21 protein-coding genes, 4 pseudogenes and 1 riboswitch are annotated in these 23,476 nt (G+C 57.4%); of the genes and pseudogenes, 13 read left to right on the top strand and 12 right to left on the bottom strand.

All coding sequences use genetic code 11. The features are described 5' to 3' along the window. Positions 1-85: 85 nt before the first annotated feature. The 3 genes and pseudogenes from OA238_RS23280 to OA238_RS32110 form a co-directional block, all read left to right on the top strand. Positions 86-739: pseudogene (locus OA238_RS23280) on the top strand (transposase family protein); the annotation flags it as partial. A 55-nt stretch (positions 740-794) separates the two neighbouring features. Further along, positions 795-1,817, top strand: coding sequence for an IS30 family transposase (locus OA238_RS23275; protein ID WP_015494757.1), 1,023 nt, complete (start codon positions 795-797; stop codon positions 1,815-1,817). Between the two features lie 89 nt (positions 1,818-1,906). Then, entirely contained in the window at positions 1,907-2,185 is a 279-nt protein-coding gene (locus OA238_RS32110) for a type 2 periplasmic-binding domain-containing protein (RefSeq protein ID WP_245581380.1), read from the top strand. A gap of 25 nt (positions 2,186-2,210) precedes the next feature. Here OA238_RS32110 and OA238_RS34185 read toward each other — a convergent pair. Continuing rightward, positions 2,211-2,440, bottom strand: a pseudogene (locus tag OA238_RS34185) (fructose-6-phosphate aldolase); the annotation flags it as partial. 103 nt (positions 2,441-2,543) lie between these two features. Between OA238_RS34185 and OA238_RS23270 the strand changes: the two are divergent. The 4 genes and pseudogenes from OA238_RS23270 to OA238_RS23255 all read left to right on the top strand — a co-directional run. Next, the gene (locus OA238_RS23270) at positions 2,544-2,801 is read left to right on the top strand and encodes a hypothetical protein (RefSeq protein ID WP_044037469.1); all 258 of its coding nucleotides are present in this window, start codon (positions 2,544-2,546) and stop codon (positions 2,799-2,801) included. 96 nt (positions 2,802-2,897) lie between these two features. Continuing rightward, a riboswitch (FMN riboswitch) is annotated at positions 2,898-3,032 on the top strand. A 76-nt stretch (positions 3,033-3,108) separates the two neighbouring features. Next, on the top strand, positions 3,109-3,546 hold the full coding sequence (locus tag OA238_RS23265; RefSeq protein ID WP_015497104.1) for a 6,7-dimethyl-8-ribityllumazine synthase: 438 nt from the start codon (positions 3,109-3,111) through the stop codon (positions 3,544-3,546). 92 nt (positions 3,547-3,638) lie between these two features. Continuing rightward, positions 3,639-4,322: an IS6 family transposase gene (locus OA238_RS23260; protein WP_015497103.1), complete on the top strand. Its 684-nt coding sequence runs from the start codon at positions 3,639-3,641 to the stop codon at positions 4,320-4,322. Positions 4,323-4,337: 15 nt separating this feature from the next. Then, positions 4,338-4,628 (top strand): annotated as a pseudogene (locus OA238_RS23255) (class II aldolase/adducin family protein); the annotation flags it as partial. 99 nt (positions 4,629-4,727) lie between these two features. Here the strand turns inward: OA238_RS23255 and OA238_RS29305 are convergent. The 7 genes and pseudogenes from OA238_RS29305 to OA238_RS23220 form a co-directional block, all read right to left on the bottom strand. Beyond that, positions 4,728-5,057, bottom strand: a complete 330-nt coding sequence (locus OA238_RS29305) for an aldo/keto reductase (RefSeq protein ID WP_245581379.1) — start codon at positions 5,055-5,057, stop codon at positions 4,728-4,730. Between the two features lie 91 nt (positions 5,058-5,148). Next, positions 5,149-6,116: pseudogene (locus tag OA238_RS23245) on the bottom strand (IS5 family transposase). A gap of 92 nt (positions 6,117-6,208) precedes the next feature. After that, entirely contained in the window at positions 6,209-7,882 is a 1,674-nt protein-coding gene (locus tag OA238_RS23240) for a glycerol-3-phosphate dehydrogenase/oxidase (protein ID WP_044037467.1), read from the bottom strand. Continuing rightward, complete coding sequence (locus OA238_RS23235; protein WP_015497101.1) at positions 7,875-9,413, bottom strand: FGGY-family carbohydrate kinase; 1,539 nt, start codon at positions 9,411-9,413, stop codon at positions 7,875-7,877. Before OA238_RS23235 ends, OA238_RS23240 begins: the two co-directional genes overlap by 8 nt. 66 nt (positions 9,414-9,479) lie before the next feature. Continuing rightward, positions 9,480-9,935: an RpiB/LacA/LacB family sugar-phosphate isomerase gene (locus OA238_RS23230; RefSeq protein ID WP_015497100.1), complete on the bottom strand. Its 456-nt coding sequence runs from the start codon at positions 9,933-9,935 to the stop codon at positions 9,480-9,482. Next, entirely contained in the window at positions 9,932-10,726 is a 795-nt protein-coding gene (locus OA238_RS23225; protein WP_015497099.1) for a triose-phosphate isomerase, read from the bottom strand. The genes OA238_RS23230 and OA238_RS23225 overlap by 4 nt, the downstream gene beginning before the upstream one ends. Next, positions 10,723-11,502 carry a DeoR/GlpR family DNA-binding transcription regulator gene (locus OA238_RS23220; RefSeq protein ID WP_015497098.1) on the bottom strand — a complete coding sequence of 260 codons (780 nt, stop codon included), beginning with the start codon at positions 11,500-11,502 and terminating at the stop codon, positions 10,723-10,725. The genes OA238_RS23225 and OA238_RS23220 overlap by 4 nt, the downstream gene beginning before the upstream one ends. A 123-nt stretch (positions 11,503-11,625) precedes the next feature. Between OA238_RS23220 and OA238_RS23215 the strand changes: the two genes are divergently transcribed. Both OA238_RS23215 and fba read left to right on the top strand, forming a co-directional pair. Next, positions 11,626-12,645 (top strand): class 1 fructose-bisphosphatase, encoded by a 1,020-nt coding sequence (locus OA238_RS23215; protein ID WP_015497097.1) that lies wholly within the window; start codon positions 11,626-11,628, stop codon positions 12,643-12,645. Between the two features lie 9 nt (positions 12,646-12,654). Then, on the top strand, positions 12,655-13,689 hold the full coding sequence (gene fba / locus OA238_RS23210) for a class II fructose-bisphosphate aldolase (RefSeq protein WP_015497096.1): 1,035 nt from the start codon (positions 12,655-12,657) through the stop codon (positions 13,687-13,689). A 4-nt stretch (positions 13,690-13,693) separates the two neighbouring features. Here the strand turns inward: fba and OA238_RS23205 are convergent, their stop codons facing one another. The 4 genes from OA238_RS23205 to OA238_RS23190 all read right to left on the bottom strand — a co-directional run bounded on the left by OA238_RS23205 (position 13,694) and on the right by OA238_RS23190 (position 18,733). Beyond that, positions 13,694-14,650 carry a sugar-binding transcriptional regulator gene (locus OA238_RS23205; RefSeq protein ID WP_015497095.1) on the bottom strand — a complete coding sequence of 319 codons (957 nt, stop codon included), beginning with the start codon at positions 14,648-14,650 and terminating at the stop codon, positions 13,694-13,696. A 69-nt stretch (positions 14,651-14,719) separates the two neighbouring features. After that, positions 14,720-15,652, bottom strand: coding sequence for a sugar phosphate isomerase/epimerase family protein (locus OA238_RS23200; protein WP_015497094.1), 933 nt, complete (start codon positions 15,650-15,652; stop codon positions 14,720-14,722). A gap of 1 nt (position 15,653) precedes the next feature. Continuing rightward, positions 15,654-17,165: a glycerol-3-phosphate dehydrogenase gene (locus OA238_RS23195; protein WP_015497093.1), complete on the bottom strand. Its 1,512-nt coding sequence runs from the start codon at positions 17,163-17,165 to the stop codon at positions 15,654-15,656. 11 nt (positions 17,166-17,176) lie between these two features. Continuing rightward, positions 17,177-18,733 carry an FGGY-family carbohydrate kinase gene (locus OA238_RS23190; RefSeq protein WP_015497092.1) on the bottom strand — a complete coding sequence of 519 codons (1,557 nt, stop codon included), beginning with the start codon at positions 18,731-18,733 and terminating at the stop codon, positions 17,177-17,179. 273 nt (positions 18,734-19,006) lie between these two features. Between OA238_RS23190 and OA238_RS23185 the strand changes: the two genes are divergently transcribed. From OA238_RS23185 to OA238_RS23170, 4 genes are all read left to right on the top strand, one after another. After that, positions 19,007-19,660 carry a DUF2291 family protein gene (locus OA238_RS23185; RefSeq protein WP_015497091.1) on the top strand — a complete coding sequence of 218 codons (654 nt, stop codon included), beginning with the start codon at positions 19,007-19,009 and terminating at the stop codon, positions 19,658-19,660. After that, the gene (locus OA238_RS23180) at positions 19,660-21,210 is read left to right on the top strand and encodes a sugar ABC transporter ATP-binding protein (protein ID WP_015497090.1); all 1,551 of its coding nucleotides are present in this window, start codon (positions 19,660-19,662) and stop codon (positions 21,208-21,210) included. The genes OA238_RS23185 and OA238_RS23180 overlap by 1 nt, the downstream gene beginning before the upstream one ends. A gap of 23 nt (positions 21,211-21,233) precedes the next feature. Next, on the top strand, positions 21,234-22,277 hold the full coding sequence (locus OA238_RS23175) for an ABC transporter permease (RefSeq protein ID WP_015497089.1): 1,044 nt from the start codon (positions 21,234-21,236) through the stop codon (positions 22,275-22,277). A 103-nt stretch (positions 22,278-22,380) separates the two neighbouring features. Continuing rightward, entirely contained in the window at positions 22,381-23,328 is a 948-nt protein-coding gene (locus tag OA238_RS23170) for a D-ribose ABC transporter substrate-binding protein (protein ID WP_015497088.1), read from the top strand. The last annotated feature ends 148 nt before the right edge of the window (positions 23,329-23,476 follow it).

Here is a 23,476-nt window from a genome sequence, read left to right as displayed (position 1 = left end):
GATAGATGTGAGACAAAATTTTGTTGCCAAGATTTAGGCGACCTCGGAGACTGAGAATTGAAAGAAACCAGCTCACGAGGCCAATATGCAAATCATCGGACTGCACAAGAACGCTTATAAACTTTATGCTTGGGCGCGGACACAAGAATGTTTGGACGTGTACCGTATCAAATACGAATGTCAGGTTCGGCAATGGGACGACTTACGTACAGAGGGCGTTTCTCTATCAAAGTGCGCTGAATTCGTCGGCATCTCGCGCGCGACATATTACCGTCACAAGCGTATTTTGAAGGATTTGGCGCAGGCAATCATACCGCCTTCAAAGGCTCCCAAACGCTGCAACAAGTCACAGTGGGGCGAGGCAGAAAAGCAATTGGTGCTTGAGGCCCGCCGCGACAATGAAACCTACGGTAAGGAGAAAATAGGGGCCATCTTGCGTCGCGACAAAAAGCAAACCATGAGCGATAGCACCGTGGGGCGCATTTTGAGCTTTCTAAGGAAAAAAGGCCTGATCACACGATCAAGATCTGCGCCCCAAAAGCGCAAGCGTAATTTTTCCAAGGGGCATGCCAAGGGATGGAAATATAGGGATTACAAAGATATTGTGGTTGGCGAGCGTGTGCAGATCGATCATATGACTGCCACGAAGAACGGCGTCACGTGCAAACACTTTCAAGCCTGGGAGAGGTGTAGCAAGCATATCCACGCGCAAGTTTATTCGAATGCCACGGCACGCTCCTTAGGCTCAAGTTTCAAATGCAACACTCAGAGCCCTTTGGGCATAGGATGTTGTGATGGACATACGAAGCAAGCACCTCAGCAGCGAGGACCGTGGCGTGATATTAGCCGAGCATAATAGGGGCAGCAGTCAGCGGTTGATCGGCCAGCTTTTGCATCGCCCGGCGAGCACGATCTGCCGTGAGCTGGCGCGAGGTCGGCAGGAAGACGGCAGCTATTGCCCGCAAGCGGCGCGGCAGGCCTATGATGCCCGGCGTGCGCGCTGCCGCCGCGAGCGCAAGCTTGTGGAGGGGAGCGATCTTTATCGTTTCGTTCATGGCAAGCTCGTACATCTGCACTGGTCGCCTGAGCAGATTGCGCAGAGACTGCGTCTCATGAAGCCTGATGATCCATCCGCCCATGTGAGCCATGAGACCATCTATGCCGCGATTTACGCGCAGCCACGTGGTGGGCTGAAGGCGGCGATGATCGAGGCGTTGCGTCAAGCGAAGCCTAAGCGTGGGCTCAAGCGCAGGACAGCGGCGGGCAGTGCTATGGTCCCGGAATCATTGCGCATTATCAACCGCCCTGAAGAGATCGAAGCGCGACTGGTACCAGGCCATTGGGAGGGCGACCTCATCAAGGGCGCATTCAATCGCTCGTCAGTGGGGACCTTGGTCGAGCGCAAGACACGCTTTGTCATTCTTTGCAAAATGGACGGCAATGGGGCCGAGGCCGCGCTCGACAGCTTCACCCGCCAGATGAGACGACTACCCGCTGCTTTGCGCAAGAGCATGACCTACGACCGCGGCTCCGAAATGGCCTGCCACCCCGAACTCGCCAGACGGTTGAAGATCGATATCTGGTTCTGCGATCCGCATGCGCCTTGGCAGCGTGGCAGCAACGAGAACACCAACGGACTGCTGCGTCAGTACATGCCCAAAGGAACTGACCTGAACGGTGCAAGCCAAACATGGCTGAACGACGTTGCAAACCTGATGAACAACCGTCCGAGAAAAACTCTCGGTTGGAGAACACCCGCTGAAGCCATGGCCGACGAAATCGCGGCCTTCAAATCAACCGTTGCACTTGATGTTTGAATCCAAGCATCCCAGATGTAGACGGCGAGTCCGGCCTACGTTTTGACCGATCGTCCACGTCATTACGTGCTGCACAGGATGGTTTGGGAGTGGTGCTGGAGACAACCTCTCTGGCGACAAATGAACTGACAGCAGGATCTTTAGTACCGCTTGCCCCGCAATTGGGCACGGTGTCCTTTCCTGCCTATTGGCTGGTCATGCCCTCTCGCTACCTCAACAGGCGAGGCGTTAAGGCCTTTTCGAACTGGGTTGAGAATGAAGCACTGGCCCACGAAAAAGGCACCGCTCTACTTTTAGATACGCTTGGCTGTAGCAGCAACGCCCCTTTTCAAGAAAAAGCGTCGACGCTTGCCCATCCTCTCGAGTAAGCCCCGACCACACCAATCTATTTTATTAGAGAATCGACTGACCTGTAGCGACCCAATCTTTGGCAAACTGATCCAAGCCGCTGTCAGTAAGGACATGTTTGGCTAGGCCCTTGATCACAGTTGGCGGGATCGTCGCGACATCTGCACCCTAGATCACCGCATCTTTGACGTGGTTCGCAAAAAGGATGGATGCCGTTAAAATCTGCGTCTCAAGAATGGCGAAACGTAAGTGGCCCCTGCCTTCGCCGCAAAAATGCCTGTTCATGGATGAAACCGTTGCAGAATTGGCTGAGCTTAGAGTCTCCTTAACAATCGCAAAATAGGAAGAGGCGCCTCATGTCGCAAGTTGACTTGGTGCGTGCGGCCGAAAGTGGTGAACAACGCTGCTGGTCCGTGGATAGACGCGTCCCATATCGCAGGCTTTCCAGCGAACCGTTTGGTGGCAGATGCACCTGAATACTCCATCGCTGAGATCGACAGGACCGCTCGCACCGAACGGGTTAAACGGCTTGAAGACGTGATATTGCGCCGGTCCCTTATTGCAGTCGTGGTCAGCGCCGCCTTGGGTCGGAACGAACAGCGGATAGCCCAAGAAATTTGCGACACTATGATTTGACTGCAAAACCATGGATGAATAGTCCTCTACTGACGCGAAAAATGCATCTTTCGACGCCTCACGGCTTGTCCTAGCGCACCTTTTAGGGCACAGAAAAACTGTTCTCAGGGCGGGGTGTAATTCCCTACCGGCGGTCATAGTCCGCGAGCGCCAATTCCAAACGGGATTGGGTCAGCAGAGCCGGTGAAACTCCGGAACCGACGGTTAAAGTCCGGATGGAAGAGAACGGTCAGAACGGGCGCTTTATGTGCCCCGAATGGTCGTGCTGCGCCTTGGAAACCATGAACGGTAACTTTGGAATGGCCCAATGACGCAAAATCTAAACATCGCTTATATCAAGGCAAACTGGCACGCCGATATCGTGGATCAATCCTTAGTGGGGTTTCAGGATCGCATGTCTGATATCGCGTCGGGTACAAAGATCGAAACATTCGATGTCCACGGTGCGTTTGAAATGCCCCTACTTGCGAAACAGTTAGGTAGAACAATGCGTTATGACGCAATTGTCTGTGCTGCGCTGGTGGTAGATGGCGGCATTTACCGCCATGATTTCGTCGCGGCAGCAGTGGTGAACGGGCTGATGCAGGCGCAGCTAGAGACTGGCATTCCGACCTATTCCGTGTCCCTGACGCCCCATCATTTCCAGCCAACGGCGGAACACATCGGGTTCTACCGTGATCATTTCTTTAAGAAGGGTTCCGAGGCAGCCGACGCTGTTTTGATGATGGCAAAGATTGCAGTCTAAAGGGTTCTGTCGCAAAATTTTTTGTCTTTCGCGGTGACGCGTAATGGCGCAATAGTTTGTGGGCAACCATAACGGGTAAGGGATGTAGAGCCATGATCGATTTCAAGGGTATGCACTTCCCGAAGGACGTGATCCTTTTCGCGGTCTTCTTTTATCTTCGCTACCCGGTCTCATACCGTGATCTTGAAGAGATCATGGAGGAGCGTGGCGTTGATGTTGATCATGGGACGCTGAACCGTTGGGTAGTCAAGTTTGCACCGCTGATGGCGGTACAGGCTCAATCCCGCAAGAAGCCGACCGCCGTATCTTGGCGCATGGACGAAACATACATCAAGGTTAAGGGCAAATGGACCTACTATTACCGGGCGGTCGACAACACAGGGAAAACCCTTGATTTCATGCTGTCCGAGCGTCGGAATAAGGCTGCGGCTCGCCGATTTTTCAAGCGCGCAATTGGCACGAACGGCGTGCCTGACCGTGTCGTCATCGACAAAAGCGGCGCTAATCTGGCGGGCCTGCAAAGCGTCAATGTGATCCTGAAGTTCACGGGCTCCGGCAACACAATCAAGATCCTGCAGGTCAAATACCTCAACAACATCATCGAACAGGATCATCGCTTCGTAAAACGGATTACGGGGCCGATGCTTGGCTTCAAGGCCTTCCATTCTACCGAGGCGACACTGGCTGGGATCGAGACCGCGCACATGATCCGAAAGGGGCAGCTCCATGCCAACGGCCTTACCGCGTTTCAGCAATTTGCGGCGCTCGCAGCGTAATTGTGTCCAGCCGATCCCCGCACTCAAACTTCAATAAAATTTGCGACAGAACCGAAATTGCTGCCGTTCTTCCTACCCGGTGATCCCAAAATGGGGGCAGCGGTACGGGGACTTGCGGGTAAAAGGTCTGCTGTGTTGCTGGCTAATCACGGGCCAGTTGTTGCGGGCAAAGAGCTTGAGGCGACCGTCTACGCGATGGAAGAACTCGAAGAAGGCGCAAAGCTGGCGATGATGACGCGCGGCATGAATAGGATCGGTTTATCCCTCGAAAACACCGAAGATCTGCGCTTGCAATACCTCAACTAAGGTATTTCTTGCTCACCTCATGTGCTACTCGAAGCCCCAGGGGCACCAGACATCGCAGTGGCCCAAAAGTTCACTGCGACGATGTGGCCTAAACCTTGGCTAGGCTTCCTCAGAGCGGTCCGTTGCAGGCGCTGGAGTAGGGCTGAGGGCCGTTATTTCCGCAAAAATCTCGTTCGACAATTCTAGGTTCAATGCATCCAGCGATGGCTTCAATTGCGATGCATTGCGTGCAGAGATCAATGTCGATGTGACTGCCGAATGACGTGCCACCCATGCCACCGCGAGCGTAATAGCCGGGATGGCGCAACGGTCCGACAGCGCGCTCAGTCCGCGGGCGGTTTCGTGCATCCATGGCTGTCCATAGCGCGCGGCATAGGTGCAGTCATCTTTAAGCCGCCCAGCCGCCCCATCAGCGTATTTTCCAGTCAAAAGGCCGCCGCCCAGGGGCGAAAACGGGCAGACAGCGGCCGTGTTGCATAGATCAAGGTCAACTCGGAGCGCGCCCTACCGGAGACGGAATTCAGGCGGTGCGTTCAAAACTTGGGCGGCCAAGGCCGGTTCTCCGGTTGAGAACCCGAACACCAATCCTGGCTTCTGTTTTCTGATTTTCGAAGTTGCGCGCCTTTAGCTTCGGCCCAATAACTGTTTTCCAGCGGCCCATGAGGGTTTCGCCCCGGCTGCGTTGATTGTAGCCAGTTGCTTTTTGCCAGGCCATCCGCCCGCGGGCTGTGATCTCGGCGACATGACAGTCACGTTCCGTCGGATATTTGGCTGCATTGGGGCTCAGTACTGCGTTTTTGGGAGGTGGGATCGTGACGTCGATCGTCGATCCGAACCGAGTGGCAAGCAATTCAGATGTTGGTTCTCCGTCGTAAGCTCCATCTGCGAGGAACAGATCAACAGGACCGTCGACTTGATCCAACAGGCCTGGCAGCGCCGTCGGATCGCCGACGTCATCCTTGGTTAGATCACAGCAGACGATCTCGCCACTGACAAGATCAAGACCGAGGTGGAGCTTGCGCCAAGAGCGCCGTTTGCGCTTTGTTTTGTGCTTTTCCTCGAGCCAGTCACCCTCGCCGAAGATGTACTGTCCACGACCAAATGGACTAGCTTACCGCCTCCGGGCTTCTGCGTCGCACGCAGTGTTAGCCCACTGCTCCTGCGCGATAAGGTGGAGAAATCAGGCACTGCGATCTCAACCCCAAGCAACCCCGCGATACTGCGCATCAGGCCTTGGGTCTGGCGCAGCGGTTGTTTGAAAACCACGCCCAGCGTCAGACAAATCTCAACCGCTAGGTCCGAATACTTTCGCTGGCCACCTCGGGTTGTACGAGGCGGTGCCGACCACAGGCCAAGCGCGTCTTTGCTGATCCAGACAGTCAGATCACCGCGTTGTCGCAGGCCTTCGTTGTGTTCGGACCAGTTGGTCACCCGTTGCTTTTGCTTCGTGATCTTGTCACGACGAGCGGCGTTGAACTTGTGCGGCATTTACAGCATCCTGAAAGGAACAAAGCGCCTCGATATCAGCGCAGGGGCGATCCCTGCAACAACGCCAGTTTTCTGCGTGCTGTCGACACGCTTTATTCTCTATCCTTGTGAAACGTGATGCCGTGCCTTTGGGTCAGCACAATGATCGTGCGTTCAAATTCTGCATCTGCCCGGTCTATTTCCCAACCCAGTGCTATTGCCGCGATCGCGCCTATCTTACGCACGACGGCGCGCGTCGCCTGACCTGTGATTACAATTTGTGTGCGGCGCAGCATGATGTCTTCTAGATGCACAACTTGTTCGTTGCGCACAATCCAGTCAATCTCCGCTTCACTAAATGTCGTGTTCTCGATGAATGCGGGCGCTGGACCCTCGTGTTCGGCGATATGATGGGCCGTGGTGCCGTAGCGCGACAGCAAGTCCATCATTCGGTCCGGATTCGCACCGGTTCGGAGGGCGGTCGTGGCTATCCAGTCGGCAGCCTCAGACGAGGTGCGTGGCATGTCGCGACCGCCGCCTATTGGTAGCGCGTCGGTCGGTGTTTGGCGATCAAGCCCCAGTTGTGCCAGCACGGTATCGGCGACGTCGGCGGCGAAGGCGCGGAAGGTTGTCCATTTTCCACCCACCAGTGCGACAACCGGGAACGGGCGATCCGTTTCGGCAGGAAACTGCGGTGCGGAATGGTCGCGACTGATGAGACCGGGTGCGACACCGTCTGAATTCGGCAAAGGCCGGATGCCCGCATAGGACGAAACGATCTGGTCGCGGTTGAATGCCAGACCGGGGAGGAGGTCCGTCAGGCTTCGCAGAAAGTACTCTGTCTCGTTATTGCTGCAGGCTGCTGCGTCAGGATCGGTGTCGGGTATATCGGTAGACCCCACAAGCGCGCGGCCCAGATAGGGAAACACCAGCAGGATGCGGCCATCGTTGCTTTCGAAATAGATCATCCGCCCGTCGAGCTGCTGCATCAGTTCAGGATGGTCGAGGAGGATATGCGACCCTTTGGTGCCGCCTATCAGGGCAGTCTGCAAACCGAATACTGCGTTGACGGCATCGATCCATGGACCAGCTGCGTTTACGAGAAATTTTGGGCGCACTATGATCTGCGCGCCGTCCGACCCTGTCAGATAGATCAGGCCCTTCTCGTAGTGTTCAACCTTCGTCCAGTTCATTCCGCGCGATTCATTCTGTGCTATTATGCCGTCCTGAACCAGTTCGCGCACCAGACGTTCAGGTGCGGAAATCGCCGCGTCGTGGTAGGTGCCTGCTGCGACGATTTCGCGCGACAGGGCGGGGATTGACGACAGGGCGCGGCGCCCGCTTAACATCTTGTGGCGCGGCATCTGCCGGTTGCCTGAGCTATAGAAGTCATAAAGTTGCAAGCCGATCTTGACCAATAATACGCCACGGCTTCTCGGCGCAGTTTTCGATCCGAAAAACGTGCGGATTGCGGGCCAGATGCCTTTGGTCCACGAATAAATCGGGATCAGCGTCGGCAAGGGAGTAACGAGGTGGGCAGCATTTTTGAGCAGCAAGTTTCGTTCATAAGTGGATTCAGCCACCAGTCGGAATTCACCCGTCTCAAGGTATTTCAATCCGCCGTGGATCAGGCGGGACGGGGCAGCACTGGTGCCTGAACCATAATCGCCTTTGTCTACGATCAAGCAGCGCACCCCCTGTTCGCTCAGATCACGAAATAGGCCTGCGCCGTTGATCCCGGCCCCGATGATCAGCACGTCGTAATCCTGAATGTGACGGTCAGTCATGTGATCCACGCGGGCCCAGACCCCCAAGTGCGTTCAATTGTGACCACATGTCAGGCATCGAAGTTGCGATATTCCTGTAGGCCGCAAAGCGGGTCGCGTAATGTGCCACGTGGTCCACACGTGGTCGGTAGGTCACCGCCACATCAGCAAGGTCGCGCGGATCGGCATCGAAGCGACCGAACAGACCGACGCCCGCACCTGCGCAAAGCGCCGCGCCCCATGCAGCAGCCTCGTCCGTGTCGGTGATGACAACGGGCATCGCGAGCACGTCAGCAAAGAGTTGTGCAATCGCGGGGTTTCGGGACACGCCGCCTGTCAAACGCGCCGTCTGCGCCGGAAATGCATCGCGAAGATCGTCGATATGTTGGCGGTGGTTGAACGCGATCCCTTCAAGTAGGGCGGCCAAAATATCGCCACGGTCATGCCAGCCGCGCAGCCCGTTCAACCCGGCACTGGGCGCGGCGCCAAAGGGGGACCCGAACAGGTAAGGGTGATAGAGGATCGAAGATGCGCGCGACAAGCCGGCCTCAATCTCTCGCGCAAGAAGGGTGTGAATGGTGTTGCCAAGTGCTGCTTCGCGGTCGCGTTCCGCTGCGCAAAACGTGTCGATGAACCAGTCGTAATTCGTCGTCGATGCTGGTGAAATCGCCATGCTGTTCCACGTGTCTTGATCAACCCCATTGCGGCAGAACCACGCAGCGTTGGTCTTGGGAGCGTCCGACAGACATTCGTTGATCGAATAAGTGCCCGCAACAATGCCGACGATACCTTGCGCATGGGCCCCGATCCCCAAGGCGGACGCGGTGACGTCGTGCACACCTGCCACAACAGGGGTTCCGGGACGCAATCCGGTAATGTGGCTCGCTGTGTCTGTCACGGCGCCGACGACATCGGCCGAATGGGCGACGTCAACAAGGGCGGGGGCCAGTTCTGACAGGCCGAACAGCGCGAGCGCATCTTTGCTGTAGGTCTGGGTATTAACGTCCGTAAAAGATGTGCTGGCCTCGGTGCGGTCGGTGCCCAAGGTGTGTGTCAGACAAAACCGCAGCCAGTCCTTACAACCGATAATGTGTCCGATATTTGCAAACTTGTCGGGGTCATTTTGTTTAATCCATGCCAGCAGGGATGATGGGGCGGACACATGCGGCATCTGTCCTGTGATCGCGAGGCTTTTGTGGTCGGTGCCGTCCCTTTGCCAATCACGCACGATTTGCGCTGCGCGACTGTCCAGCGACAGGATCCCGTGTCCAAGGGGCTTGGCCTGTTTATCCAGTAAATACAGGCCGTCGCCATGGGCTGTAACACCAATGGCCGCAATGTCGTTTGGGTTAGTTTTTGTCGCCTCAAGGACTTCGCGGATGGCAGTCGCGGTCTGACGCCATAAATCGTCCATGTCGCGTTCGACGTGGTGCGGTTTTGGCATCAACTGGCGTACGTTGCATTGCGCTACCCCTAACTGCTGGCCAAAACCGTCAAAAATAACGGCTTTTGTCACGGTCAGGCCGCTGTCGATTGCCAGTAGACGTGTCATAGCGGCAGCCTAGGCCATGACCTTATGGGTGGCTATAAAACTGTACACGGGCATTTCACGGCGCGATCAGGATCTTGAATACTTCGAGTCAACCGCGTCGATGGCATCAACATTGCCTGCGGATCGACCTTGCGGATCAAACGAGGCGTTCAAAAAGGCTTCCGCAATGTCTTTGGCCAGTTCGACGCCTATCACCCGCGCGCCCATTGTGATGATGTGGGCATTGTTGGATGTGGCGGCCTTGGTGGCAGAATAAGTATCGTGGCACTGCGCTGCGCGAATGCCCGACACTTTGTTGGCCGCGATCTGAACGCCAATGCCGGTGCCGCACACGAGAATGGCACGATCGAATTCCCCGTCCATGACAGCTGATGCCACACGATCTGACAGACTAGCATAGAACTGGTCTGCCTCGCCCTGCACTCGGGACAGGTCGGTGACGTCGTGAGTAGCCTTCAAGTGGTCGGCCAGTGTCTTCGCTAGACCTTCTCCGGCGGTGTCGCCTGCGATTGCAATTTTCATGGTGTTTCCTTTCGTGTGTCAAATGTGGCGGCGCATAGGTCAAGAATATTGAGGTATCCATTGACGTCCCAAGCGGATCGACCGATGAAAAGTCCGTCGATATGCGGGCATTGGATAAGCTCAGCGCAGTTATCTGGGTTGACTGACCCGCCATAGAGGCAGGGGATGCGGCGCCCCAGAATGTCCTGCGCGACGTCGATGATTTGGGCCTGTCGGGCGTCGGCGTAATCGGATGTGGCGGGGGTGCCGTGCTCCCCGATGGCCCAGATGGGTTCATAGGCCAGCAGTATTTGCGCGTCGTGCAGGTTCGAATCGATCTTGCCCAATGCCGCGCGCACCTGCGCGGTAAGAACGTCTTGGGCGCGGCCAGCTTCGCGGTCTTCCAGCGTTTCGCCAATACAGATCAGCGGTGTCAGGCCGTGACGTATCGCGGTCTGTGTTTTCAAACCGACGGTTTCATCGGTTTCGCCGAAATGCGCGCGACGTTCGGAATGGCCAAGCTCAACCATATCGAGGCCGCAATCCAGCAGCATCGGGGCCGACACTTCGCCCGTCCACGCGCCGTCGTCGGCCCAGTGCATGTTCTGCGCTCCGACTTTCACGGATGTTTCTAGCAGGATCTGCGCCACCTGGTGCACGGCAGTGAATGGTGGGATGACAAACCGTTGGATGCACAGTTCGCTCGCGCCGTCGGCTTGGGACAAACGGGTGGCGAAGGTCGTCGCCTCGGCCAATGTTTTGTTCATTTTCCAGCTGGTGCCGATCCAGAACTGCGGATTGGGGTGGGTCATGAAGCATCCTTTCGATGGTCTGCTATTATCAGCGCGATGCCAGCTGCATCCAGCGTGGCAAGCGCGCCGGCTTCCGGGTCTTGATCGGTGATGATGTAGTCGAACTGCGAAAGGTTCGCCAGTTTGTGCAGTGCCGTCTGATGGAACCGCGTGTGGTGGACCAGGAGACAGCAGGTCGTGGCCCGCTCCATCATTGCCTGTTTCGTGCGGACTACGTCGTCATCCATGTGAAACACTTCAAGGCCCGCGACGGCAGGCGACGAGATAAACGCGATGTCGGCGCGCAATCCACGCAGTGCATCTTCAGTAATCTTTCCAAGGAAAGCGTTGAATTTTCTGGAATAGACCCCGCCCAAGGCCATCAGGGTGATACCGGCCTCGTTGCGTAATGTGTCGATCACCGCCGCGTTGTTGGTGATGACAGTGAGAGGGCGTTTTGCACCCGCCTTGGCGCCCAGCACGGCGGCCATAGATCCGTCGTTTATCATCACGGTCATTCCGGGTTCGATCAAGTCCAGTGCGCAATCAGCCATCGCCGCCTTTGCATTACCGCTCCGACGCTCGCGGAAGCGGTAATCGCTTTCGAACTGCGTGCCGGACTGGATCGTGGCGCCACCGCGCACTTTCCTCAGAAGGCAGGCCGCTTCCAGTTCATCAAGATCTCGGTGGATCGTCATTTTTGAGACATCGAACCGGGCAGCGAGCTGTTCAAGGTCGACGTCACCGTCAGCCACAAGCAAATCCATGATCACGCTTTGCCGCTCGTCTCGTTTCACCTGTGGTCCTCCTTAAATATCACATCCCACATCGAAAATAGAACGTCAATAATGTTATTTTGTGATTCCGTATTGTTACTTTTACGCGTTGACGTTAGGACTTCTCCAACGAAGGAGGCCCTGATGTCTGAAAATTTTGCGTGTGACAGTGTCTTACGTCTGACGTGCGATAGCGATGCGCGTGGGCCGGACCTTGCCGCGCATCTTTCGAGTTGGGCGGGGCAAGACACGGGCAAGCAATCGCTGGCGCGACTCGTATGCGGGATCGCACTGGCGAGCGTTTCGGTCGCGGCACGTTTGGCGCAGGGCTGCCTGCCGGGCGATCCGACGACTTTGATTGGAACCAATCAGTCCGGCGACGGGCAAAAGGCGCTGGATGTCGCCACGCACCATCATTTCGTTGATGCATTGGCCAAATTGTCCGTCGCCAAAGTGTTATCCGAGGAAGCGGACGATGTGATCGAGCTTGACGCGTGCGGGGGCTTCGATGTCGCCATCGATCCCATAGATGGCTCCGGCAGTATCGGAATCGGTGCACCTCTGGGCGCATTGTTTTGTGTTTTTCACGTGGGCGACACTGTCTTGCGCGCCGGGCGTGACATCATAGCGGCAGGCTACGTGTCGTTCGGGCACAGCGTCGATTTCGGTTTCAGCGTGGGGGATGGCGTTGCGATCGCGACGCTGTGCAAGGGCACGTTTGTTGTCGGTGACGCGAATGTAACGGTACGCGCCGACACTTCGACAGTCGCCTTCAACGCATCGAATTACCGCCGCTGGGACGCTGGTTTGCGCCACTATATTGACCATCTCTATATCGGTTCCGATGGCCCGCGCAGGCGCGATTTTAACATGCGCTGGATCGCGGCTGCGGTGGGTGATTTGCACCGGATTTTGCGCCGTGGAGGTGTGTTCATGTACCCAGCGGACAACAGGATCGGTTACGAAGACGGATTTCTGCGCCTCGCCTACGAGGCGTTCCCGATTGCCTATCTGATGGAGCAGGCGGGCGGGCGCGCGACGAATGGCGTACGTCCAATTCTTGATCTAAAGCCGGCCGACCTACACGCCCGCGTGCCGCTGTTCTTTGGATCAGCGGACGAAATGGTGACGCTTCAAACCTATTTTAACACTGCTCAATCTTAGGAAATTCACATGTCCCGTATCACACTTCGCCAACTCCTCGATCATGCGGCCACCAACGGTTATGCGGTGCCCGCATTCAATATGTCCAACATGGAACAGGGGCTGGCTATCATGGCAGCCGCCGACAAAGTGGGCGCGCCGGTCATTCTTCAGGCCAGCCGCGGAGCACGGGTCTATGCCAACGACACGGTGCTGGCAAAATTGATCGATGCGCTCGTCGAAATCTATCCCCACATTCCCGTCTGTATGCATCTGGATCACGGCAGCACGCTTGCGTCGTGCGTCACGGCGGTCCAGCACGGATTTACGTCGGTAATGATGGACGGGTCTTTGGGCGCGGATGGGACGACGCCCGCAGACTATGAATATAACGTCAGTATCACGCGGCAGGTGGTGCAGATGGCTCACGCTGCGGGCGTGTCGGTCGAAGGAGAACTGGGCATCCTTGGGTCGCTCGAAACCGGTATGGGCGATCAGGAAGACGGGCATGGCGCGACCGAGAAACTGTCGCACGATCAATTGCTGACCGACCCGGACGAGGCGGCGCGGTTCGTGGCCGAAACCGGCGTCGATGCGCTGGCCGTCGCGATGGGGACCAGCCACGGCGCTTATAAATTCACCCGAAAACCCGACGGGGAAGTTCTGGCGATGGACGTGATCGAGGCAATCCACAAGAAACTTCCAGACACCCATTTGGTCATGCACGGATCCTCCTCCGTCCCAGAGTTTCTGCGCGAACAGATCAATGAATTTGGCGGCGACATCAAACCGACGTGGGGTGTGCCGCTTGAGGAGATACAACGCGGCATTCGCAACGGGGTACGTAAGGTGAACATCGACACTGATCTGCGGCTAGCGGCCACGGCAGCGATCCGCAAGACGCTGGTGACTGCGCCCGACGAATTCGATCCGCGCAAATACCTCAAACCCGCGATGGACATGATGCGCGATCAAAGTATCCTGAAATTCGAGGCGTTCGGAACTTCAGGGCAGGCTGAAAACATCCGCGCCAAGTCGCTTGCGGCGATGGCGCTGGAGTACTGACGGATCACTCGGCGAGTAGCGCCCGCGCGGTGCGCTCGTCCGTGATCAACCCCGAAAGGCGCCCACTCTTCAGGATCGCACGCAACGGGGCCTCCTTTTCGGGGCCGCCGGCCAGTGCAAAGACGCGATCCTTACGCCCTTCGTCCAGAGACACGGCCAACGTGCGAGAGATGAGGGGTGTTTCCAGCGCGACCCCGTCACTGTCAAAGAAATGGCCCAACATTTCGGCTACACCGCCCGCGCGTGAAATTTCCTCGATCTCGGCAGGTTCAATCATGCCCGAGTTCACCAGCTGCGTATCATCACCCACCGTGCCGATTCCGACGAATTTTAGCTCCGCATTCTCAGCGATCCCGAACACCTCCTTAACGCCGCGTTGGGCTAGCAGAACCTCGCGATCCTCGGCAGAGTTGGCAAAAAACGGCACGGGCAGTACATAGGCGCGCGCGCCGGTCTTTTCGGCCAGAAGGTGCATCACGTCGTGGGGGTTGGCCGCAAAATTTCGGGTCAGTCCGCCCAGTAGGGACACGAAGCTTATCTTGTTCGTCTTGAACCCCGGCATCGCGCGGACCGCTTCGGCCAGCGTACGGCCATGCCCGATGCCGATGGTCAACGCATCACTGCTAACCGACCAACGCCGCAAAAACGCCGCCCCCGCAAGGGCCAGCGTTCGGAACGGAACCCCGTCTTCGCCAAGGTCTGGCGCGATTTCGCAGACTTCGAGACCAAAGCGGGCGGTCATCGCGGCCTCAAGCTCAAGGCATTCCACAATCTCACCCTCAATGCTGACTTTTACCGCACCTTCGGACACGGCTCGTGCAATCAGACGGTGCGCCTTGAGGGATGTGACGCCGATGCGTTTGGCGACCTCGGCCTGGCGAAGTCCGCCGACGTAGTGCAGCCATGCCGCACGAATCGCGAGCGAATGCTCGGCATGATCTGAAAGGCGATCTTTTACCATGATGATACGTCCTTTTTCAGCTCGGAACGGGTGTCAGACACGCCATTTTAGACCAGTGACAAACCGCATCTATAGTTTCAAATCCTCAACTCCGCTATCGATATGGGGGGCCCAAAATGCGACACTTTCGGCAATGTCGGACACCACCTGACGGTCACTCGGTTCGCGTTCCTTGAACGACAGCTCAAGGCAAATTTCGTTGTCAGCAGCACCACTGTCGTTGAGTGCTTTCAACAGCGGTGCGGGCTGAATCGCTCCCTTTTCGTTGAACGCGGCAGTGAACGGGCGGTGGCCGGATTTGTCCATCATCGATTGCTTGATGTGAATGATTGGGCTGACGTGTGGAACCGCCCGCGCCCAGGCGAAGGGGTCGGTATCGTCAGGATTGTCCGAGGTCACATCGCCATGGTCGATATCGGCCATCATCCACATGGGGATTGCCATACCAGCGGCAGTGAGCCTGTCTTGCAAAGCTAAGCTTTGCACGATCGTTTCGCCAAACTCGCGGCCCACGCTCATTGGTTCCCAAAACAGGTAGTCTAGCCCAGCGGATTTGGCGTGGTCCGCCACCTCGGCCCAGCAATCGATCGCGATCTCGATCAGGCGCTCGCGGCGGGCGGGATCGTCAAAGTCCTTGTAGGTGAAAATGGCGAACTGCGTGCCGACGGATGTGGCTCCCAGATCGCCGACGATGTCCGCGAACGTCTTGAACCAATCGACATAATAACGGCGCACGTCCACGTCGGGATGGCCGAAATGGTTCAGTCGTCCGAAGGGGCCGGTCATGCCAGACGTCACCCGCGCGCCTGTGCGCTGCAACGCTCGATCCATGTCGCGGGTCAGGCGGCGAATTACGGCGGCAGGCCAGCTCGGGTTGATGAACTCATGGGTCAGCTGGATGTCGCGGATGCGGATATCGCGCGCGATTGTGTCGATCAGATCATCGGGTTCGGCAAACCGATTGACCAGCGGATTGGTGTTCAGCGACAGCGACAGCGGCATGTCAGGCTGCCTGCGATCTTGTGTGATCGAACCATTCGGTGAACGCAGATTGTTCGGCATCGCTCAGGTGCAACCGATGTTTGGTGCGCCGCCACAGAATATCCTCGGCAGTCTGAGCCCATTCGTGGGCCAGCAGATAGTTCACCTCGGCCTCGTAAAGGGTGCCGCCAAAGTGGCGTCCCAACCCGTCGACGGATTTTGCATCCCCGACCACGGACGCAACCCTAGTGCCGTAGAGCCGCCCGTAGTGACGCCGCAGACCGCGCGACATCCATGGAAAATCTATTTTAAGCGTGCCGCAGAACGTGTCGTAATCTGCGTCTTTCATGTCACCGCCGGGCAGGGGGGCCGCATCGGTCCAATCCGGGCCTAAATCGGGAAAGAATTTCGCGATCTTGTGCATCCCGCGTTCGGCTAGTTCGCGAAACGTGGTGATTTTACCGCCGAAGATATTCAGCATCGGCGCACCACCGGCCTCTTCGAGGTCGAAAACGTAATCGCGGGTCACGGCGGACGGGTTGCCCTTGCCGTCATCAAACAACGGCCTGACACCGGAGAAGGTGGACAACACATCGTCTCGGGTCAGCTGTTCCTTAAAATAGCGGTTCACAGCGTCGATCAGATACAGGATTTCATCCTCGCCTGCGGCGACGTCTTCGGCATGTCCTTCGTAGGGTTTGTCCGTTGTGCCGATGAGAGCCTTGTCACCCTCGTATGGGTTGATGAAAATCACGCGCTTGTCGTGGTTTTGCACCAGATAGGCATGCTCCCCCTTCCAGAATTTAGGCACAATGATGTGACTGCCCTTGACCAGTCGCACGTTGCGCGCGGAATTGGATCCCGCCACGCGTGTCACTACATCTGTGACCCATGGACCCGCCGCGTTGACGAGGACCTTGGCCTTGAACTCGAGGATTTGTCCGGTGACCGAATTGGTGGTGGTTACACACCAGACATCGCCTTCGCGGCGAGCCGACGTGCAGGCACTGCGGGTCAACACAGTCGCGCCGCGTTCGCCTGCGTCCACCGCATTCAGGATCACGAGGCGGGCATCATCGACCCAGCAATCGGAGTACTCGAAGCCCTTTTTAAAGGCATCCTTGATCGAGGCCCCCTCGGGGTCGCGGTGAAGGTTCAGAGTGCGGGTGCCGGGCAGTTTTTTGCGCCCGCCCAGATTGTCATACAAGAACAGCCCCAGCCGGACGAGCCACGCGGGGCGGTCCTGAGGGCTGTGCGGCAGAACGAAGCGCATGGGCCAGATGATGTGGGGCGCGTTGTTCATCAGGATTTCACGTTCGATCAGCGCCTCGCGCACCAACCGGAATTCGTAATACTCCAGATAGCGAAGACCACCATGGACCAGCTTGCCGGACCGCGACGATGTGCCTTCGGCCAGATCGTCCTTCTCGCATAGCACCACACTGAGGCCGCGACCGGCTGCGTCGCGCGCAAAGCCGGCGCCGTTGATGCCTCCGCCAATGACAAAAAGGTCCACCGTTGGAATATTCGTCATAAAATTGCTCCTTAAACGAGGCGCTGTGCGGCCAGGCTGTCCCAGATGGGGAGCAAAGTCTGGCGCGTGGCGCGGTAGGTTTCGAAATGCTGGTCGTATACCGCAACGAGGGTTGGATCGGCGGGTTCGGGCGTGCCCAAAAGGGGCGTCGTCCAGTCCGCGATACAGGCGTCCATGTCGGCGTAGGCGCCGATCGCGACGGCGGCCATCATGGCGCAGCCCGCGGCACCGGCTTCGTCGCGGGAGGACACGCGCACGGGAGTGTTCAGCGCACTGGCGAGAATCTTGCGCAATTCGGTGGACCGCGCCGCCCCACCCGTCACACGCAGTTCGGCCGGCATCGAGCCCATCGCGGCATAACAATCGCGGGTCGCCATGGCGAGGCCGTCAACGATGGCGCGGATCATGTCGGGAAAGCGGTGCGTCGAGTTCAAGCCGATCAGGCTTGCGCGCGCGTCGGCGTTCACAAATGGGCCGCGTTCACCCGCCTCGGAAATATAAGGGTGATACATCAGCGCCGCTGGGGCGCCCCGGGCGATCCACGTGTCGAGGTAGTCGACGAGATTGTCATCCTGCGGCAGGCCAAGGTCGCGCAAAAGATCACCGGCCAAGGCCAGCGCCCAGTCGATGTTCAAGGTGGCGGCCATATTGGTCTGAACCTGCGCTACCATGTCCGGCACCGGCAGGCAGATGATATAGCCCGTTCCCTGATCGTTCAGTTGAACATTATCCGACGTCACGGCCCTCATATGCACGCCCGTGGACCCGATCGTTGAACAGGCCGAACCCGCATCACCAGTGTAGACGCCCGCACCCAGCGCCGTCATGACCATATCGACATATCCCAGAGATACTGGCGTTCCCGTGCGCAACCCCGTCGCCGCTGCTGCGTCAGCACCCAACGGATGCGTTTGTTGCGTGCCGTCCAGAATTTCGGGCAGCAGGCGGCGCTGTTTTGACAGCCCTAGGGCCTCGATGACCGTATCGCTATAGAGGCGGTCGCGAAAGTCGCCGAAGGTGAAGCTGGCCTCTGAGGGGTCTGTCGCCCGGACACCGGTTAGGTTCAGGAATAGCCAATCCTTGCAATGTAACGCAACCTCAGCGCGGTTCAGCATATCGGGGTGGTGGTGTAACATGTGGGCAAGCTGGCTGCCCTGCTGGCAAGTGTTCAGCCCGGTGCCTGTCGCCTCAAACCGAGCGCGCTCGCTTGCGTCATCGGCCAATCGGGTAACGGTGGGGGCCGCGCGGGCATCCAGCCAAAGCCACGCATCGCAGACCGGGGCATTGTCCGCCCCGACCAGCCAAGTGCCGTCGCCCTGTCCGGTCACGCCGATCGCCACGACGCGGCTCGCAACGCCTTCGATCTTATCAACCAACCCGCGCAAGGCAGTGATGCAATCGCTCCAGGTCTGCGCTAGGTCTTGCGTGGCCGCGCCGTCTTTTCCCGATTGATAGCTGTTTAGCACCGAGGCCACGCCGACTTGACGACCTTTCAGATCAAACGCGACGGCCTTGATGACTGACGTTCCCGCGTCGATGCCGATGATGAGATCAGACGATTCGGTCATACCTGAAAATACGGGTCAGATTGGGGCTTCGTCGGCTGTGAGGGTCTTTTCGATGCCATTCGCTGTCTTTCTTACAAGGGCCTATCGTTATGTGGGATACGCATTTCATCAGATATCTAGCACAAAAATTTGCAGAGTGTGAATTTTTTTGCAGACAACGAAATTTTTTTCACTTACGGTTTTCGAGATGAGACAACCCCTGCCATCGGCAGGGGTGTCGCACCAAAGCAGCGCAAGCGCAGGGTTCGAAATTTAAAGGGAGGGGACGACGCAATGGCCAGAACAGCCACAAAATCCAATAGCTGGTTCACTGGGAAAAGACGCCTTTTGATCCTTGCTGCCGGTGTGCTGGCCGTGACCGTGGTAATTGCCTTCGATACCACCGTCGTTCGGATCGGCTCTTCTGGTGATCTGCGCCAGCAGGCGTTCGACCCCGATGCATTTGGAGAAACCGAATTTCCGCGCATCCAGGCGTTGGTCATTGACCGCGCACCGGATGCCGTGACTCTGGCGACCGAGCTGGACGCCGACAAACAGGCCGCCATCGAGACCTACGGCACAGTGGCGGGGGCATTTCCAGTCCTGCCCGTGGCCTTTACAGGGGTGGCAGGCGAAGGGCGGTCCGGCATCTTTGGCGTCGATATCGCCGGATTGCCCGATGGCATGACTGTGCGGGTCCAGACGGGCCCAGCGATCAATGGCACAGAATTGCGCGATATTCCCGGCGACATCGATTTCGGGGCGTTCACCAACCAGATCGAGTATCAAGACGCCGGCGCGGGCATCAACCGCGCGATGGCCGCTGAAACCCTGTCGGACATCGACCGCGAGACGTTGAGTGGGGAAACCATTTCCGTGACGGGTGTGTTCACGATGATCAACGCCAAGAACTGGCTCGTGACGCCGGTTTCAATCGAGGTGGATTGATGATCGCCCACTCCGCTCCGCAAACTGATTGCGCCACGGCCGACACCGGTGACGTGGTCCTTGCCGCGCTCAATGTTTCGAAACGCTTCGGGGCCGTGCAGGCGCTGAAGGGTGTCAATTTTGACGTACATCGCGGACAGGTCACGACGTTATTCGGCGAGAACGGCGCTGGCAAATCAACATTGATGAAAGTTTTGTCGGGTGTTCTGTTACCTACCTCGGGGGAGCTGATCCTCGACGGAAAGCCGGTCGAAATCACGTCGACCGTCGTAGCGCGAGATCTGGGCATCTCGATTATCCATCAGGAACTGTCGCTTGCTCCCAACATGACCGTGCGCGACAATATCTTTATGGGGCGCGAGATCACTGGGCCTTTCGGAGTAAAGTACGCCGAACAGGAACGTCAGGCCCGCGCCCTGATGCTGGAACTGGAAGAAGACATTGATCCGCTGACCCCGGTCGAGAATTTGCGCCTTGGCCAGCAGCAGATTGTCGAGATCGCCCGCGCACTTTCCGTCAACTCACGTATCCTGATTATGGATGAACCAACATCGGCGCTGTCCGCGTCCGAGGTGGATGTGTTGTTCAAGGTCATTCACGACCTTAAAGCGCGTGGTGTCAGCATCGTTTACATCTCACACCATTTGGAAGAAGCGCTGACGATCACCGATCACGCCGTTGTGCTGCGCGACGGCGTCATGACGGCTGCGGCCCCGCGCTCTGAAGTCGACCTTGAATGGATTGTGCACAATATGGTCGGCGATAATTTCGACCTCGGCAGCCCGCCCGACAGCGCATTGGGCGCCCCCGCGCTTCAGCTTGAAGGGCTGAGCGTCCCTGCCGCTTCTGGGGCGGGATTGGCCGTTGATGCCATGGATTTGTCGGTATCCACCGGTGAGGTTGTTTGCATCTACGGGTTGATGGGCGCGGGCCGCACGGAAATGATGGAATCTGTAGCGGGACGGCTTGCGCCAAGTGGCGGACGAATTTTGCTTCATGGTGAAGATATCTCCCACCTCACGATCGCACGGCGAATCGCTGCGGGATTGGTTCTGGTGCCAGAGGACCGGCAACGTGACGGGCTGGTTCAAACCATGAGCGTCGGGCGCAACCTGTCCCTTGCCTCCATCGGAAATTTCACCAAGAACATGATGATCCGGCCAAAGACGGAAAACCAGATCATCGATCGCTCCATCGCCGAAGTGACCGTTAAGACGGATGGACCGAATGCACCCATCGGATCACTATCGGGTGGCAATCAGCAAAAGGTCGTTATCGGCAAGATGTTGGCCACGAAGCCATCGGTCATACTGCTCGATGAACCCAGCCGCGGCATCGACATCGGCGCCAAGGCTGAAGTGTTCCGAATTTTAGCCGAACGTGCCAAGGCTGGCATGGCTGTCGTCTACACCACATCCGAAGTCACCGAATGTTTAGCCATCGCGCATCGTGTCATCGTGATGCGGCGTGGTCGGATTGCGGCGGAATTCACCAAAGATATTTCAAAAGAGGCGATCATGGCAGCCTCGGGCGAAAGCATGATCGTATGACCGACAGCAAGGGAGAACACACAATGTCTGAAGCGGGAACGGTGCGGACCGCCTCCAAACCTAGCAAGTTGCGGGGGTTCAGCCTCGTTCCTCTGCTGCTGGAAGGGCGTGCATTCTTTGCGCTGATCACCATCATCGTGATCTTCTCGTTCCTGTCGGAGAACTATTTTTCCGTTTCGAACTTTCTGATCATGTCATCTCAGGTGGCGATTTTTGGGCTGCTGGCCATCGGCATGTTGCTGGTCATCCTGTCGGGCGGCATCGATTTGTCCGTCGGCTCGACGCTGGCGCTGTGCGGTGTTTTCGCGGGCTACCTGATGCAGGGTGTCGAACTCGAAACCTCGGGGGTCATCATTTATTTCCCCGTCTGGGCGGTCGTTATGCTGACGCTGTGCATGGGTGCATTCGTCGGTGTAGTGAACGGAGTCCTTGTTGCTTTCTTCAACGTGCCTGCGTTCGTCGCGACGTTGGGTACTTTGTATGTGGCGCGCGGCGTCGCGCTCTTGATGACGAACGGTCTGACCTTCAACAATCTATCGGGTGATCCTTCGTTCGGGAACACCGGATTTGAATGGCTCGGGTTCTACCGCATCTGGGGTGTGCCAATCAGCATTTTCGTGCTGACGGTGGTGGCCGTGGGCGTCTATCTTTTGCTGACAAGGTCAGCGTTTGGGCGGTGGCTTTATTCCACAGGCGGCAATGCACGCGCAGCCGAATTGTCCGGCGTGCCGATCAGAAAGGTCCAGATCGCGGTTTATGTCTTGTCAGGTATTTGCGCCGCAATCGCGGGTATCGTGCTAAGTTCGCAATTGACGTCCGCGGGCCCAACCGCCGGATTGACTTACGAGCTGACGGCCATCGCGGCCGTCGTTGTGGGTGGTGCGTCCTTGATGGGTGGGCGCGGCACCGTGGGCGGCACGTTACTGGGCGCCTTCGTGATCGTCTTTCTAGGCGCGGGCCTCGTTATTATCGGTGTATCGTCGTATTGGCAGACTGTATTTACCGGTGCCGTCATCGTCCTCGCCGTGATGCTCAATTCCATTCAGTATGGGGGCAAGGCGCGCTAGAACGGCGCGGTCCCCCAACCGAATTCGCGCGGTTTCAAACCAGAAACCTACCGCGAAAGCAGCCGGATAGCCGGCAAAAAACCAAACCAGGGAGAAGACCACTATGATGAAATTTACAAAACGCACACTACTTGCTGCAGCCGCGACGCTGCCATTGATGGCGGGATCTGCATGGGCCGATGGCCTGATCTCGATCATCGTCAACGATCCAGCGAACCCTTACTGGTTCACTGAAGGCGAAGTGGCCAAGGCGACCGCCGAAGAGTTGGGCTATGACGCTACCGTATCCGCCCACAAAGGTGACACTAACGTTGAAGCCAATCTCGTCGATGCCGCAATCACTAACGGCGCGGTCGCGATCATCCTTGATCCGGCAAATGCCGACGGATCCATAGGGGTCGTGCGTCGCGCAACCGATGCGGGAATTCCTGTGTTCCTCGTCAACGCCGAAATCAATGAAAGCGGCATCGCGATTGCGCAGCTTGTGTCCAACAACGCACAAGGCGCGGCTCTTGGTGCGGTGACGTGGCAGGGTCTTGTCGGCGAAGAAGCCAAATACGTGGAATTTTTCGGCAACCCGTCGGACAACAACGCAGCCACAAGGTCCAACGGTTACAACACCGTGTTGTCGCAGTATCCAGGCCTTGAGCAGGTCGCACAAGAAGTCGCCAATTGGGACCGCACACAGGGCTACACCAAAATGCAGTCCATCATTCAGGCGAACCCCGAAATCGACGCAGTGATCGCCGGCAACGACGAAATGGCGCTCGGTGCGATTGCGGCAATGAAAGAGGCCGGAACACTCGACGGTGTCGTCGTCGGCGGATTTGACGGATCGCCTGATGCCGTAGCGTCAATTGCAGCGGGCGAAATGGCCTACACCGTTCTGCAGCCGGTCGCCGTGTTCTCCCGCGAAGCGGTGATTCAAGCCGACTACTACATCACCAATGGTGAAGCGATGGTCGCGGATGAAAAGCAGCTGTTCGATTGCCTGTTAATCACACCAGAGAACTTGGACGACTATTCCGCTCCGTTCACGCTGTCGAACTGATACGACGGTTATGATGGAAAAGGCGCCCCTTGGGGCGCCTTTTTACTTTATGCTCAGTGCCCCCCTAAACGGTAATCGGCTTTTCAGTTGCGGGTTCACAATAACAATAACTCCCAAGGAATTTTTTTTGTTCCCTCCGTCGGTATCG

This window comes from Octadecabacter arcticus 238, from assembly GCF_000155735.2.
Lineage (GTDB): Bacteria > Pseudomonadota > Alphaproteobacteria > Rhodobacterales > Rhodobacteraceae > Octadecabacter > Octadecabacter arcticus.
This window is presented reverse-complemented; position numbering and strand designations above follow the sequence as displayed.

What these genes read in the sequence shown, in the direction of transcription:
- OA238_RS23200 (WP_015497094.1), bottom strand. Translation starts at nt 15,652, where the DNA reads ATGCCGCTGTCGCTGTCGCTGAACACCAATCCGCTGGTCAATCGGTTT.
- OA238_RS23185 (WP_015497091.1), top strand. Translation starts at nt 19,007, where the DNA reads ATGGCCAGAACAGCCACAAAATCCAATAGCTGGTTCACTGGGAAAAGA.
- fba (WP_015497096.1), top strand. Translation starts at nt 12,655, where the DNA reads ATGTCCCGTATCACACTTCGCCAACTCCTCGATCATGCGGCCACCAAC.
- OA238_RS23235 (WP_015497101.1), bottom strand. Translation starts at nt 9,413, where the DNA reads ATGACACGTCTACTGGCAATCGACAGCGGCCTGACCGTGACAAAAGCC.
- OA238_RS23175 (WP_015497089.1), top strand. Translation starts at nt 21,234, where the DNA reads ATGTCTGAAGCGGGAACGGTGCGGACCGCCTCCAAACCTAGCAAGTTG.
- OA238_RS23190 (WP_015497092.1), bottom strand. Translation starts at nt 18,733, where the DNA reads ATGACCGAATCGTCTGATCTCATCATCGGCATCGACGCGGGAACGTCA.
- OA238_RS23225 (WP_015497099.1), bottom strand. Translation starts at nt 10,726, where the DNA reads ATGACCCACCCCAATCCGCAGTTCTGGATCGGCACCAGCTGGAAAATG.
- OA238_RS23260 (WP_015497103.1), top strand. Translation starts at nt 3,639, where the DNA reads ATGATCGATTTCAAGGGTATGCACTTCCCGAAGGACGTGATCCTTTTC.
- OA238_RS23240 (WP_044037467.1), bottom strand. Translation starts at nt 7,882, where the DNA reads ATGACTGACCGTCACATTCAGGATTACGACGTGCTGATCATCGGGGCC.
- OA238_RS23205 (WP_015497095.1), bottom strand. Translation starts at nt 14,650, where the DNA reads ATGGTAAAAGATCGCCTTTCAGATCATGCCGAGCATTCGCTCGCGATT.
- OA238_RS23230 (WP_015497100.1), bottom strand. Translation starts at nt 9,935, where the DNA reads ATGAAAATTGCAATCGCAGGCGACACCGCCGGAGAAGGTCTAGCGAAG.
- OA238_RS23195 (WP_015497093.1), bottom strand. Translation starts at nt 17,165, where the DNA reads ATGACGAATATTCCAACGGTGGACCTTTTTGTCATTGGCGGAGGCATC.
- OA238_RS23275 (WP_015494757.1), top strand. Translation starts at nt 795, where the DNA reads ATGGACATACGAAGCAAGCACCTCAGCAGCGAGGACCGTGGCGTGATA.
- OA238_RS23215 (WP_015497097.1), top strand. Translation starts at nt 11,626, where the DNA reads ATGTCTGAAAATTTTGCGTGTGACAGTGTCTTACGTCTGACGTGCGAT.
- OA238_RS23265 (WP_015497104.1), top strand. Translation starts at nt 3,109, where the DNA reads ATGACGCAAAATCTAAACATCGCTTATATCAAGGCAAACTGGCACGCC.
- OA238_RS23170 (WP_015497088.1), top strand. Translation starts at nt 22,381, where the DNA reads ATGATGAAATTTACAAAACGCACACTACTTGCTGCAGCCGCGACGCTG.
- OA238_RS23180 (WP_015497090.1), top strand. Translation starts at nt 19,660, where the DNA reads ATGATCGCCCACTCCGCTCCGCAAACTGATTGCGCCACGGCCGACACC.